Consider the following 15,216-nt stretch of genomic DNA (forward strand, 5'->3'; position numbering starts at 1 on the left):
GAGCCAACCAGCATATAATCAATATTACCGCTTAACACACTGCACCCACTGAGCAGTACGGTATACCCTAAAACGAGGCAGACTATTATCTTGTAACCCTTTATTTTACAAGCCAGTATCTCGCTGCTGAATATGTTTCCTAGTTTGCTTACCATGCGGCACTCACTCCTTGCGGTACTTATGCATATGATGCACGTCTATATAACATTGATTTTAAGAGAAAATAAAATAATAGCTAAGCCATTTAATTATCTTCTGGTACCGCTCGCCACTGGGCTTGCCCTGCCCCCACTTGAGTAATGACTCGGTCGGAATAACTCACGTAAGCGGCGCTGGCCACCCATACTTCAATCTCCCCGTTTTCACCAAACTCAACGATTAGATAAGGGTTTGGGTCCATATTTTTTCTGCCTGAACCATAAGTATACGGCGGTATATTCTTCGTAAATGCCGTGCCTTTTTTACTGTCAATGGTCACCTCACCAAAGTAAATTCGATTTTGACTGATATCCGTCCATGTGACTGATAGTTTTTTCGGAAAAGGAATATCACTAATACTGCTGCGTTTTCCGGCGCTGAGCGGGCAACAGCCAAGGCGACCCGGTGCGCCACCCCACGCATCATCAAACTTGAGTTCACTGACCATTATCTCATTGCCTTGCACTGTGCCAGAGCCAACCAGCATATAATCAATATTACCGCTTAACACACTGCACCCACTGAGCAGTACGGTATACCCTAAAACGAGGCAGACTATTATCTTGTAACCCTTTATTTTACAGCCCAGTATCTTGCTGCCTTGTATCATGCCTGTGAATATTTTTGTCAGCTTGCAAGCCATACCGTCTTCCCTCTCAATTGGTATTTCGTAAATGGTTTTATGTTAATTGCGGCATTAGCGGGGTCGTTATAAAAGACTTCACGCACCCCATTACCCGTGGTATGCAGTGCTTTTTCTTCTTTACCATTGGCGAGCCCATTTACAAACCCCGTGTATTTATGGCTATGGTGAATATAATGTTCACGCAAAGTGTCCCAACTAACGCTTACTGGACCTTGCATAATGGCGTGCTCCACTGAGCTTTTAAGACTTTTTGATAATTCATAAGGGTATAATTTTTTGCCATTTTTATGTCTTTTCGTGTCTAGTTCACTTAAAGGGTAAAATGGTACGCCATTGTCTTTGGCGATTTGATGCATTTTGTGTAACGCATAATGTGGTAAGCTGTTATCTATACTGCGCCGCCAAAAAGGTTGATACGGGGTGATCACCTCATTATCGCGCACTCTGCGCATTTGCCCTTGTGCATTAGGTGCTCTGCGTATTGTCCCTTGGTTTAGTTTTGCGGCCTTGGCTTTAAATTCAATATTGATCCCAGGCCAAGCATACTCTTGCTCAAGCTGCGCTTTTAATGCCTGTAGCGCCGCATGTTGGCCGGGGTTATTTCGCCTGCCCACTAAATGTTGGCGTGGAAAGTTAATATGGGTTTGCTGTGTACTATACCCCCCGCCCACATCAGCGTGCGCCCCCGGTAAAGCAACTTCAATGATATTACTGGGTGTATTGCCACTTGCATCTTGTAAGGTATGGAGCGGGAAGTTGTCTCGGTATTCATCATAGGCCACTGGGTGATATACCACCCCCGCTGAGTGTGTACTAATGTCAATATTGACGCGATACGGTAGGTTATCACTGGCATAAAATTCATTATGATTATCGTCGCCATCACCACCAATTGACGACACAGTATCAAATGGCCCTAAAAACCGGATCATAGGCTTAGCGTTACCCCAATAATTGGGGTTATTTACAGTGATATTATATATTTGGTTGACAAAAGCCCGTGCTGCAGTGGCCCCTCGGCTAAAGCCAAAAACATCAACTGTTACTAATTGCATAAATATATAATCTTGTTGATCTATAAACTCTTGTAGTTCTTTTAAAGCTTCCAAAACCCGTTCATCAAAGCTACTGGCAATTGCCAAGTCTAGTATCGAGTCACTTTTATATGCTTCAGTGCCAATTCCTTCAACATAGTAAGAATCACCATACAACTCCCCTCTAGGATAGAGCTCATATAACTTTGTGATATTGGTAGGCTCTTTATCATCTTCAAGGTCTATGTTGTCGTTAATACGGTTATTGCCGGTGCCATCAAAAAACACCCCAAAGCTGGGTGGCTCAGTGAGTAAAGTCAGCTCAATATGCCCATGCGCTGTGATGGTATGCGACAACAATTGTGGGCCACCATTTACGCCAATATTGAGTGCCGTTATTTTTTGTGGGTCGGTTAAATCACTTAATTGCTGTTCACTAAACACCGTAATGGTGAGCTGTGCCGCAATTTTAACTTGCAAGGTATAGCGTTTATTGTCATCTAGGTGCTTAAAATTATAATGGCTATGGCTACTTTGGCAGGCTTGAGGACGGCTGTTGCAGAACAAAATGGGCTCTACGTCGGCACTTTTTATTTCATGCCCTGCTACCAATTTAACGATGAGGTTTTTACCTTGCTTATTGTCTGGCGAAGCGACCACCAATCGATTAATGTTATTAACCGCCATGGGTATTGTATGATTCATCGTATCTTAACTCCCATAAACTTGCTGTAACTTGGCTTGGGTGTTTGGCCCCGCAATGGCGTCAACCGTTAATTTATGCACTTGCTGAAATTGCCTAACCCCTGCCCGTGTTTTTGGTCCGTTTAATCCATCCACTTTGCCGCACTCAAACCCGAGCGCATTGCATCGCCCTTGTACCCCCGACAGTGATGTAATTGGATCTAAATGAGCAACCTGTACAGTAAACGTGTGTATGGGTGTGTCGCTTTCAAGTGACGGGTAAATTTCAACCTGCCCGGTTAGCGCAGTGTGATCTTGTATTGCGAATTCAATTAACCCATTAGAGGCAACCACTCCCTCAAATGTTTGCTCTCCCAGTGTTACCACCACCTTTTTGCCGACCATATTATCGCCATTGGCCGCTTCAACACGTAGCCTGAACATGTCGTGCTCAGCTTGTCGGGCAAATATATTGTTTTGGTTTTCACGTAGGTTACTAAATTTAACTGCTTTAGCTGGAATATTAAGCGTGTCGCCGGGGTAAAGTAGATTTGGGTCTGGTCGTAGCGTGCGAAAGGCATGATTACTTGGGTGTTGATAAATGCACTCGGCATGATAAAAGCCGTGTAGCTTAGCAATACGCAGTAAGGTGTCTCCTTGCGCAACAGTATATTGCTGGGTAAAGGCGGTGTTTACTTTAGTCAGTGTGTTGCCTAACCCTTGAGCGTTACCCCAATCTTGTGCGTCTAACTCGGTAAAATTCACTTTAAGCGATTCATATAATGGGCTCGATAAGGTAACTTGCCCCGCCTCATCGAGCTCGCCTTCGATTATATGCCCTGATTTTAATCGTGCTTGATATTTAGCATGTTTGATCGGCTGTTGCTGCTCATCAAGTAGGCTAATATGATACGTATATACCCGCGCTTTAACCGTAAAATGCGTTTCGTCATATACACCACGGCTCGACACCGTTAACTGATAATCGCCCGGCTCAATTGGCAATTTGTAGTGCCAAAAATCCAGTGAGTCTATGGGCCGCTTTTCAAGTTCAAGCTCAGCTTCACCAGATGTTGGCCCTTGCCATTGCAACAATACACTTTGGGTGTTGCACGCAGAGCCTTCTACTTCAAGTTCCCACCCACTTGGTACCCTAAGTGGCGTGCCCACTGGCGCAGGCTTTTGTTCCGTTACACCCAAATTATAGTTATAAACCAAGTTGGGATCGGCCATGCCACTGTATTGTTCTGCAATACGCAGCGCGGTGTCGTTGGCGTTTACGATATGCGTTACAAAGGCGCGATTTATTGGCCCTTTTCGTTCAAGTAACCACTGTGAATTAAGCTCTGGGGTATATATTTTTACCGTTGGTACACCCGGTCGTACTGCGTGCTGTGGGCCGTTGGCTTTGACTTGCTTTTTACTGGCCTCGTATAGCCCTTGTTTCGTCGTTTGTGTTCGTTCATTTACCAACACAGTATTATTGGCCATATCAAGCTGTTGGTGTTGTAACGCGATAGGAGTGTACCCGGTTTGCTTGGTATTTTTTGACGTCGTGTTGGACTGAGGGTTCGCACCACCGTGTGAGGTACGTAAGTGCTTTGCGTTACCTTGCCCTGTTAACGACTCACCCGCTATACTGCTTCTTTGTTGAATTACCTGCTGAGTGTTCTCATGTTGATGGTATGCGTCTAAAGGGCCGCTTTTTGCATTAACCTTGCTATCTCGTTTTATCAAATCCGTTATTGTTGATTGAGGTTGTGTGATATTGCTGGTGTTATTTCCTTGATTCGTCAAAGGCGTTAACGCCCCCGCTGTTAGCCAAGTTAACGGGTTGTGCGCATCAATTGCATGTTGCTCTGCACTATTGCGCTGCTCAACGACCGCCTTAGGCACGATCGCAAGGCCTTGTTCAGCCCTGATGTAATCTTGATAACCCCGCTTATTCCAAGTTTTACGATCACTAACCCAAAACGTACATTGTGGGTGATCTCGTAATAAAGCCGCAGACGAGCGACTAACGACTATATTATTTGCATCCCTTACACTGGCTTTTAATTGCGGAGGTAAAGCTCCTAATAAACTTGGCGGTACACGATAGGTTTCTATCGCTGAGTGTGTATTTTTTATAGGTGCAGGTGCAACACTGAGATCAGTACTGTATACCATGGTCTGCTATTCCTTTAACAAGTACAAAGTATTTACTTTATTAACGCGACGACATAATACACTAATAATTTAGAATGAAAAGATTCTGTCACATAGATCTTTTGGGTTTATTTTCACACCAATTAGATTAATTAACACTCTAAAAACCATACCTTTGTTTAGGGGATGTTGATCTTTTAGGTTTGTTTTTGCAGCAGTTTGATTGAGCACCCTTTTTTCTTTGTTACTTACTATTCGCTTAAATTACTAAGCCACACATTAAGCGCCGCGATAAAAGCCCGCTCAAAAAAACAAAAATAGACCAGCAAAGATCAACAGTCCCTAGCCTTTTAAAAGTCGTAACAATCCCTTTTACAACAAAATATTTAAGCAACTGAATTTTATGTTAAATTAGTCATCACTGTTCGCGCGCACACACCATATTTTAAGTTATGAAAATCACAGCTCAATTATCAAACAATATTGATACCAGATATCAGCAGTTTTTATCTTTACCCCCTTTTCAGCAATGGGCCTTTACTGTACTTGCTGTGATTTATAAACCTATTTCTTTGGGTCATTTAAATAAACTGCTAAAACAACTTACGATACAGTTAGACGAAAAAGACACCGCCCCGTTTGAGCGTATTTCATCAACTATATTAAGTGATTGGCGAAAGCAAGGCTTTGTCAATGTTGATAAAGGTGACATTAAACTAACCTATTTACTTAATAACAAACTCACTCAAGATGCCATCGCTAATGATGTATTTTTAGCCATTTTAAAAGCAGGTGAAGCAGTGGTACCAGTACTGCAACTGTACGATTGGGAGCAAACATTAGAAGATGAACAACGTCTCATTCGAGACTTTTATTTTTTAAATGACCATCGAAAAGTCATTAACTTGCTTAAGCCACATAAAAACCCACAGCACATTGATTACCAGCGTACTCGCATACTGATTGAATTGGCATTCGTACCATTCGATTTAACCCATTTTTTGGCGCTTCCAGACACTGTGCAATACCATGCGTTTGCCTCTTGGTTTTATGTGCTACGCCAACATGGCGCATCCAATGCTTACCCGCTGTCATTACTCGAACAGGTTAATCGCCACCAGCCAGAGCACGTCGCACTGTCGCACTTATTGGCAGAACAATACCTACTGCAAGGTCGTATAGACAGCGTGCAACAAATCGTCAACGCCGACGATAAAAGCTGCTATGGCTTGCAGCTCAATGCGCTTAGTGCATTGCTTACAGGAGATCTTGAACGCGCCATTGCTTTATTTGCCAATGCATTAGTCGCCAAAAATAAATATGCCCGCAAAAAAAACCAGTATCTAAATGGCGTGTACGGTATTTTTTATAACATCGCGTTGTTAATACAAGCAAACCGACACGACCCCAGTTATTTCGCCTCGGCTGACGCGCACATTTTTGCCCAAAGTCACGACAAACATAATCATGACCACAGCCATTATGTTGGCCAATTTTTGCTGGCCACCACATCCAGTTTGTCGACGGCAACGCCGTACATATCGTCACTGCAAGAATACGCATTTTTAGCAGAATATCATGTATTTTACGCCCATTTACTCAGCTATTTAGAGGCGTTATCAACCATTTGGTCTGATCAGGTTTATTCGCCTTGTACGCAGCTAATTGAGGCGCATACTTTTTTTAAGACCGCAAATTACGGCCTATTTACCACACTCATAGAGCAGCTCGGGCCAATCGAGGGTAAGCGGAAAAATAGCCACCCTATTATGGACTTTACTACAGCCATAGAACATAAAGTCGGTTGGGATCTGGCCCTTGAAAAACTCATCGCGTTGGCCCCCTCTTCAAATACGCCTAGCCAACGCAATGCCGTCAAAGTCACTCGGCTTATTTGGGTCATGCACATAACCCCCTATACGGTCAGCTTTTCAGCACGTGAACAAACACAAAATGCGTCTGGCTGGAGCAAAGGCAAACCGATTGCACTGCAACGACTGTATGAGTCTCAACAAGCATTTGCGTTTTTATCAGAACACGACAAGCAATTGTGCTCGCATATTAACCGCACAGAGCAATGGCGTACAAAAACACTTTATGTACTGGAAGGCCTATCGGCTTTAAAAGCCGCCTGCGCCGCACCAAACTTGTATATGGCAGATGATTTATTTACACCCATAGAGCTTCATGAAGCCGAGCCTGAGTTGCTCATAACACAACAAGGCGAGCACCTTGTGCTAAGCATTGCTGATATTCCTGCTCAACAAACCAATACACAACACAGCTACTCGTTAATTGAACACGCACCTGAACAATATCGATTAACGGTGTTTTCACCTGAACACTTAAAAGTTACTCAAATTATTGGTGAAGAAGGCTTGAGTATTCCCGTCAGTGCCAAAGACAAAGTACTTGCAGGAGTAAATGCCATTGCGCCTTTACTGAATATTCAATCTGATATTGCAGAGTTAGATACCGGCCTAGAAACACTCCCTTGCCAAAGTGATATTATTATTAATATTCAGCCGTTTAATGATGGTCTTGCGTTCAATTGCATGGTGATGCCTTTTGGCGAACATGGCCCAGCTTTAAAACCCGGTGCTGGCAATGCCAAGATGACCACCGAGATAAAAGGTAAACGCGTTGCCACCTCGCGCGATTTAGTGAAAGAGCAAATATACCTAGACTTGCTTGACCAACACTGCCCTGCTTTTTTAGCAATGCAAGACACCCGCTTACAACTTGATGACTTACAAAGCGCGTTTAACGCGCTCGAGCAGCTAGAAACACTCTCGCGTTTATCGCCCTGCCCTGTGCCCATTGAATTACGTTGGCCCAAAGGCAAAAAAATGACCATGACTAAATCGTTGCAAAGTCATCACCTACAATTGGCAATGACTAAAAAAAACCAGTGGTTTGACTTAAATGGTGAGCTCTCGGTTGATGATAGCCAAGTCATCGAGCTCAAAACCCTACTGACTCTTGCTGCCCAAGCCCATGGTCGCTTTATTACTTTAGATGATCAACAAGTGCTCGCGTTATCTGATGAACTAAAACAGCGATTAGATAAACTCAATGAAGCAACAGATGGCGGTCAATTTCACCCATTAGCCAGCATGCATGTTTCGCAGGCTACCACAGGTATGCGAATGAAAACGCTACATGCATGGGACGAGCAGCATAATAAAATGCATCAAGCCAATTCCTTAACACCGAGTGTACCGAGTACCTTACAAGCGACGTTACGTGATTACCAGATTGACGGGTTTGACTGGGCTTCAAGATTGGCCCATTGGGGAGCAGGTGCCTGCCTTGCCGACGATATGGGGCTAGGAAAAACATTACAAGCACTGGCAGTATTGTTAGATAGAGCGAAAGACGGCCCAAGCTTGGTGATAGCGCCGACCTCTGTGTGTTTCAATTGGCTACAAGAGGCCTGCAAATTTGCCCCCAGCTTAAACATGATATTACTGGCAGATCTAAAAAGCTCAGCCGAGCGCGCGACCATGCTCAATGCACTGCAACCATTTGACTGTGTTGTGATTAGCTATGGGTTACTACAACGCGAAAGCGAGCTTCTGCAAGCACTTACCTGGCGGACCATTGTCGCCGATGAAGCCCAAGCACTGAAAAACCCACTAGCGAAACGCTCAATCGCCGCATGTGCCTTAAAAGGTGACTTTAAACTGATCACCACAGGCACCCCCATTGAAAATAACTTATCTGAACTTTGGAGTCTATTTCGCTTTGTAAACCCCGGATTGCTCGGTAATTTAAAACGCTTTAGCGCCCGATTCTCAACTCCTATAGAAGCCATAAAAGATGATCCTATTGCAGCAAAAAAAGCACGAACCAAGCTGAAAAACCTGATCCAACCGTTTATTTTACGACGTATGAAGCACCAAGTATTAACTGAGTTACCAGCTAGAACCGACATCAATATTAAAGTGCAATTAAGTGACGAAGAAATGGCATTGTATGAAGCGCTGCGCCAAAGTGCCATCGACAACCTCACTCAGTCATCAAGCCAAGACCAACCCGGCGCACAGAGGATTAAAATGCTTGCTGAACTTATCAAACTACGCCAAGCTTGCTGTAACCCCGCATTGGTATTGACCGACAATACTATACCGAGTGCCAAGCTTACCGCTCTCGACAAATTACTCGATGAACTCCAAGAAAACAATCACAAAGCGCTGATTTTCAGTCAATTCGTGGGGCACTTACAGCTTATAAAGCAGCACTTAGACGCAAGGGGTGTAAACTATCAGTACCTTGATGGCAGCACACCTAATAAGCAACGTCAGCTAAGGGTCAATGCGTTTCAACAAGGTGGTGGTGATGTATTTTTGATCAGTTTAAAAGCTGGAGGATCAGGATTAAACCTCACCGCTGCTGACTATGTTATTCATATGGATCCGTGGTGGAACCCAGCAGTTGAAGAGCAAGCAAGCGATCGCGCTCACCGTATGGGTCAACAGCGACCAGTGACTATTTACCGTTTAATCGCGAGCGACACCATCGAAGAAAAAATTGTGGCCTTGCATCAACATAAAAGAGACTTGGCGCAAACCTTACTTTCAGGAAACGACCAAACCAGTAAACTCTCAGTTGCCGACATGATGGCCATGCTCAAGCAAACTTTTTAGCCCATATATAACCTAGGCATACGGAAAGCACTAATTAATGGTCCCTTTCCGTAAATGAAGCTCGATACAAAGCTTAATGAAATATGAAACCGTCTATAAAATAAGCTGATATAACACAGAAGTCGCATTAAAATAGGCTTGTTCTAGTATGAGAAACACCATTTTTGAAAGTTAAAAGTACTCCGAAGCATACTTTTAATAACTGTAACCCAAATCCAGCAATTATCATTTAACACAATAGGGGGATAAAATCCAAATAACGACTCAAGGGAAAGTAGGCTGATCAACTTTTTAGTAATACCTTAGTGATAGTATAAGCAACATATACCGTGATATCAGCTATTATAATTAATTACCAACTTATGTAGGCTAAAGCCTTAAAAATAGAATCTAACAAAGACGTTTACACGTCCAAGCTTCAGGGCTGATTCAAGCCCCAAAGCTTCACATTAATTTATTCAATACTGTTCACTGTTATTGTACGTTGAGCGTCTTTAGTTGCTTCTTTAGAAATAACTTCCGCGTGCTTACGCTGCTCTCTTGTCGAGCATACTTTCTTCGGGATGCTCGATCCTAAGACTCTAATTTGCTCACATTTAAATCCTATCGTATTTCTAGCTTGTTTATCTGCTTCATTATCTGTCGCACTACAACCAGCTAAAACAACACAAGCAACCAGCATACTAAGTATTTCTTTCATATTTCCCTCTTCCATTATGCTTTTTAATTATTATCTGTATTTATAGCGAAGTTAATACTTCGCATAAAAATAGGAGTATTAAAACTAGCCTTAAAAGAAATATAAATCAACAAAAATAAAAAGGAAATTTAATTTTAACAAAAAAACCACATTATAACCTTTCAGCCTAGAATTTATAGCCATTAAGAAACGAGGCATTAAATACCAATAACGCATATAGCTTTATTATTTAAGTTAGCCTGTCCAAAAAAGAAAAAACAACAAACCAAGCGCGCCAAAGCTGAAACAAAAATAAAACAAATTATACATTATATTAATAGTTACACCCTATTTTACTACTTTATCGGTGTAACCCCTGACTGAATATAATAATCCTTTATTATCAAAACCACTCTATCGTCAAGCCGCCAACTATTTTTACTTACGTGATTGCCATCATGTATCAGAGTCACAAAGAATTGTGTTCCGTGCTTCAAAAAACAAAACCAAACTCCTTAGTAAGATTAAAAACAAGCGTAGACGCGGCAGTAAAGGTGTGAAAACCAAAAAACAAGGTTTATCAGATAAAAGCCTGAAACAAGGCACAAAAAGGAAGATTATGTCTATTTAAAATTTTAGAAACAGCCCGCTTTATTCTAAATTACCCAATATTAAGACTTGTAATCCCCTTCGTTTGATATATTGTATACAATATATCAACAACAAGATGTTGATAGTGACTGTTTCGAAAATAAAAACAGTGGTTCTTGTTTACATGCTGAGAAAGCGTATGAAAAATATAACAATAATTAGTGATACTAAGGGGTATACACAATGAACAATCAATGGGCAACTAATACAAAGCTAAATAAAAGTTTACTTGCACTTGCTGTTTCAACTGCAAGTCTTGGGGCTACTGCACAGGCGAATGATTCGGTTGACGTCGATACACCAGAACGAATAATGGTAACAGGCTCTCGCATAAAACGAATTAACATCGAAGCGCCCTCTCCCACTGTCGTGATCTCTGCTGAAGACATAAAATTAACCGGCGCACAAAATGTTAACGATATCCTCACGGGTATGCCGCAGTTTTCCGATGGGTTTGATTCGGCATCGGGTAATTACTCTTTTGGTAACTCTGGTCTCAATATTCTTGATTTACGTAATATGGGTGAAGAACGCACACTGGTTTTAGTCAATGGCAAGCGCCCGCCGTCTGTTTCTACCGATTATCAAGGCTTGTTTGCAGACGTAGGGACCATTCCCGCTTCGCTAATTGAGCGTGTTGAAGTTATGACTGGCGGCGCTTCAGCGATTTATGGCTCAGATGCCATTGCTGGAGTAGTGAACTTTATTCTGCAAAAAGACTTTGAAGGCACCAAAGCAAACGCGCACGTATCAGGTACACAAGACGGTGGGCACAGTACACGTAGCCTATCGTTTACTCATGGATTCAATTTTAATGACGATAATGGCAATTTTACTGTTGCATTTGATTACCTATCAGAGTCAGCGCTCACACAAAATGACCGAGAGAAAGCCTATAACTATCAACGCTCTGTTACCAACCCAAACAGAGGTGAAGGACAACCCGACAAAATTTGGGTCAAAAATGTTTCCCCGATCCCTTGGGGCGTCCCTGCAACTATTTTCTCTGTCTACAATAATACCGATGACGGTTACGACTGGTACGATTTTGATGAAGCAAGTCAAGGTGTTGCACTGCGAGCTCGCTACAAAGATATGTACGACGGCTGGTTGGTCGACGCAGCGCAAGGCTACGAAGGCACTCGCTGGGGTAACATAGAAGACCCATTTGAACGAATTAATTTGTTTTCTTCTATTACTCATCAATTTGACAGCTTTGATATGGCGTTTGACGTAACGCTTGCCAGAACAGAATCTAATAACGTCATTGATCCGCCTTTTGCCCGAGCTTGGATGCAAGTGGCCGACGTTAAAGCCGCTTTTGATACACCAGCATCCATCACAGACAACTTCCAAGACGAGGACTGGATTGGTTTTCACCATACGTTTTATGAAGTCGGAGGCAGAAAACATAAAAACGTACGTGAATTTTTCAGCTCTTCGTTAACGTTTTCTGGGGTTTACAACGACGATTGGTTTTGGGATGTAAATTTTTCATCGGGTAAATCAATGAATGACCTGGAGAATAACACCTCTCTAAGAGTAGACAGGTTAAATAGCCAAATGCAAGTGACTGGTGCTTGCGTAGAGGCCGGAAACTGCCCTACGTTCTCCCCCTTTGAGCGCCAGTCTCAAGCCCTGACCGACTACATCATTGATTCATTTATTGCTACGACAGATTCAGTCAATCATGCTTTTAGTGCCAACCTTTCTGGCGATTTATATGAACTGCCCACAGGCACAATGCAAATGAGTAGCGGGATGGAAGTCAGATACGAAGGCATTCATTTTGACCCATCTGAGCTGTGGTCTTCTGGTAATTTGTCATCCAAAAAACTACCACTGGATGTGAGCCGTAATATTAAAGAGGCTTATGTAGAATTATTGATGCCGGTGCTCAGTGATATACCCTTTGCTGAACTTGTTGAAGTAGAAGCCGCATATCGTGTTGCCGATTACTCCACCAATGAAAGTCGCTTTGAAAGTACCAAACTCGCCCTGAACTGGTCGTTTAATGAGGAAGTGCGTTTACGCTCTATATTTTCACAGGCGGTGCGTGCGCCACAACTTTACGAGCTATATGCAGGTGAAAGTATTGGCTACAGCACTATCAACGACCCATGTGATGAAGCAAACATTAATGGTGGCCCAGCCGACGGTCGTCGCAAAGCAAACTGTGCTTTATATGGTATTCCCGCAGGTTGGAACTCAAATATAAAAACCACACGAGGCCAAGTTCGTAATTCCGGTAACGCCCAACTAAAACAAGAAAAAGCCAATACGCTAACGGTGGGCTTGGTTTACACACCCACTGAATTACTTGAAGGGCTAACACTTTCGGTAGATTACTTTGATATTAAATTAAAAGACAAAATATCAGAGTTTGGAGGCCAAGATGTTATGCAAAATTGTGTAGACCTCGCACCAAACTCAATCAACAACATGTTTTGCGACCTAGTTACCCGCAAAGACAATGGCGACGTTGACTATGTGAGGCCGCTTAGCTTAAATTTTGACGAAGGACGCGTACGGGGTACCGATTTTGAGCTTTACTACACATGGGACGCACTGTCTTTTGACTTCAAAGCCAGCAGATTATATGAAGACTCTACCACCACACAAGACTTGGCGGAAGGTACATCAGAAACTAACAATGAAGCAGGCCAGTTAGGTCGCCCTAAATGGGCGTCTAACTTAGTGACTAAGTATGCTCATGGTGACTTAACGTTGAGCTGGACGTTTAAGTTCAAAACAGCAGGGCGATATGATGATGATGCCTCGGAAAACTATCGTGATAATGACACACCAGGACACTCTCAAATACATAATATTCGCGCTGACTACCAAGTAACTGATACTGCCACGGTTTACGTCGGCGTCAACAACATCACAGATAACAATGGTGGCGATCATTGGACCACTTCACGTGGTGGATATAACGGTTGGGCTATATTAGGCCGTTCTGGATATATGGGTGTTAACTTAAACTTTTAAAAAATGTACCAGCTTTAATACTCAATCTCAGTTTTACTGAATAAAACACCTTCATGTATTTCTCATATGAAGGTGTTTTCGTTGTTGGCGGTTACAAACATGAACGTCGCTTTTTATCGCGGCGACTTATTGCTGCTTAAGTACAAAAGCGCGCGTGTTATTATTTAAATCACGGTATGAGCCAACAATATCACCTTGCTCATTTATACCCATGGCTTCAACTAGCGTACCCGGTACATTGGTGATGGTGTTTAAATCCAACAGCTCGCCTTTGTAATACACAATTGCCAACGAACCTCTGTCAGGGTTTTCTGACTTGCCTACGGCTGTGCCTTGGCGATTAATATCATGAAATGCTGACAGCTCTCGGATATCTTTACCAATGCCACCAACCACATGCGCTGTTAACTCTCCCGTAATTGATGGGTACCAAATTGTAGCCTCAGAAGGTCTAAATGCTTTAGGCGAGAGAGCGCCAGCTACCATACCGTAATCGTTAATTTCGTTGGCTTCGCTCCAAATAGAGTCTGATTTTAATAATAACGACACCCCTTCATTTGTTTGAATAAAGGCTCGGTTCGGCTTGTAAGAATAGCGTTCGTATTCCATGCCAACCACATCTCCTAAATTATTCGTTGCAGAACCACGTCGAAAAAATGCTTTGTGCTCATGCCTTATCGCCGCATCACTGTGTGTATTTGACCACTCAACCATCACGTCTTTGTCGTCGTTGTTTTCCATCCAACCGACAATATAGCCATGGTCATTTATATCGAACGCTTGACTAGATGCAGACTCTTTACTTGAGTTAAAAGATAATGGTACAACTTGATCTTGTTCAACAAAAATGCCTTGAGAACCTAAATAGCGCATACCGTTAACATTGCGAATAAAGTACTCATTACCAACGATATCACCGTGCTTGTTAATCGCTATGGCAGTACTTTCTACTGAATTAGGATGAGAAGAACCTAAATCAATCATTGCGCCTGCTTGATAAACAAACGCAAACCGGCACTCTACTTGGGTACCTGATGGCGACTCACAGTCTTTTTGTTTGCTGCGCGTTGACCAACCTACCACCTGTCCAGCGTTGTTGATGTCAAATGCAGCAGTTTCAGGCCCGCCTAAAGACCCTATATCTTCAAAGGTATAAGACAATTCACTGGCTTGACCCAAACACGCTGTTAAAACTGACATAGATAATACTGAACGAACCATTGTTTTAATGTAATTCACAACATAACTCCTTTAAGCATACATTAATAAAATTACTGACACTTTGCTGTACCAGTAAGGCGCACCTTACAGGGTGGATTAGAAAACACAACAAATGCAATACATTTGTATTAATACGTTTGTACTAACTGTGGTACGCGGTGTAATTATATGGTTCCAGTCGTTTGAGCTGTGATTTCTGGCCATATTTATTAATAGTTATCAGCGTGATGTACTATAAAAGGTTTATACTTTTTCGCACTAACAACCTGTCTGTTTTTTATACAAAACAAGCAATTACACACAAGGTACTGA

At 42.6% G+C, this 15,216-nt stretch carries 7 protein-coding genes; 2 read left to right on the top strand and 5 right to left on the bottom strand.

The window, feature by feature from the left end; all coding sequences use genetic code 11:
* Positions 1-244: 244 nt before the first annotated feature.
* The 3 genes from PCIT_RS03340 to PCIT_RS23055 are packed head-to-tail and all read right to left on the bottom strand — an operon-like array spanning position 245 to position 4,731.
* Positions 245-841 carry a DUF2931 family protein gene (locus PCIT_RS03340; RefSeq protein ID WP_192992766.1) on the bottom strand — a complete coding sequence of 199 codons (597 nt, stop codon included), beginning with the start codon at positions 839-841 and terminating at the stop codon, positions 245-247.
* Entirely contained in the window at positions 826-2,583 is a 1,758-nt protein-coding gene (locus tag PCIT_RS03345) for a T6SS phospholipase effector Tle1-like catalytic domain-containing protein (RefSeq protein WP_010367881.1), read from the bottom strand. Before PCIT_RS03345 ends, PCIT_RS03340 begins: the two co-directional genes overlap by 16 nt.
* Before the next feature lie 6 nt (positions 2,584-2,589).
* On the bottom strand, positions 2,590-4,731 hold the full coding sequence (locus PCIT_RS23055) for a peptidoglycan-binding protein (RefSeq protein WP_010367882.1): 2,142 nt from the start codon (positions 4,729-4,731) through the stop codon (positions 2,590-2,592).
* 431 nt (positions 4,732-5,162) lie between these two features.
* Between PCIT_RS23055 and PCIT_RS03355 the strand changes: the two genes are divergently transcribed.
* Positions 5,163-9,359, top strand: a complete 4,197-nt coding sequence (locus PCIT_RS03355) for a DEAD/DEAH box helicase (RefSeq protein WP_010367892.1) — start codon at positions 5,163-5,165, stop codon at positions 9,357-9,359.
* Between the two features lie 454 nt (positions 9,360-9,813).
* On the opposite strand, the gene PCIT_RS03360 is transcribed toward PCIT_RS03355, so the two are convergent.
* Positions 9,814-10,059 (bottom strand): hypothetical protein, encoded by a 246-nt coding sequence (locus PCIT_RS03360; protein WP_010367894.1) that lies wholly within the window; start codon positions 10,057-10,059, stop codon positions 9,814-9,816.
* An 813-nt stretch (positions 10,060-10,872) separates the two neighbouring features.
* Here PCIT_RS03360 and PCIT_RS03365 point away from each other — a divergent pair.
* Complete coding sequence (locus tag PCIT_RS03365; RefSeq protein WP_010367896.1) at positions 10,873-13,683, top strand: TonB-dependent receptor plug domain-containing protein; 2,811 nt, start codon at positions 10,873-10,875, stop codon at positions 13,681-13,683.
* Between the two features lie 126 nt (positions 13,684-13,809).
* Here the strand turns inward: PCIT_RS03365 and PCIT_RS03370 are convergent, their stop codons facing one another.
* Complete coding sequence (locus tag PCIT_RS03370) at positions 13,810-14,922, bottom strand: DUF3466 family protein (protein ID WP_010367898.1); 1,113 nt, start codon at positions 14,920-14,922, stop codon at positions 13,810-13,812.
* Positions 14,923-15,216: the final 294 nt, after the last annotated feature.

It is taken from the genome of Pseudoalteromonas citrea (genome assembly GCF_000238375.3).
GTDB classification, from domain to species: Bacteria; Pseudomonadota; Gammaproteobacteria; order Enterobacterales; family Alteromonadaceae; genus Pseudoalteromonas; species Pseudoalteromonas citrea.

Excerpts from the sequence above, each read along its gene's own strand:
- PCIT_RS03340 (WP_192992766.1), bottom strand. The coding sequence starts at position 841 with ATGGCTTGCAAGCTGACAAAAATATTCACAGGCATGATACAAGGCAGC.
- PCIT_RS03345 (WP_010367881.1), bottom strand. The coding sequence starts at position 2,583 with ATGAATCATACAATACCCATGGCGGTTAATAACATTAATCGATTGGTG.
- PCIT_RS23055 (WP_010367882.1), bottom strand. The coding sequence starts at position 4,731 with ATGGTATACAGTACTGATCTCAGTGTTGCACCTGCACCTATAAAAAAT.
- PCIT_RS03355 (WP_010367892.1), top strand. The coding sequence starts at position 5,163 with ATGAAAATCACAGCTCAATTATCAAACAATATTGATACCAGATATCAG.
- PCIT_RS03360 (WP_010367894.1), bottom strand. The coding sequence starts at position 10,059 with ATGAAAGAAATACTTAGTATGCTGGTTGCTTGTGTTGTTTTAGCTGGT.
- PCIT_RS03365 (WP_010367896.1), top strand. The coding sequence starts at position 10,873 with ATGAACAATCAATGGGCAACTAATACAAAGCTAAATAAAAGTTTACTT.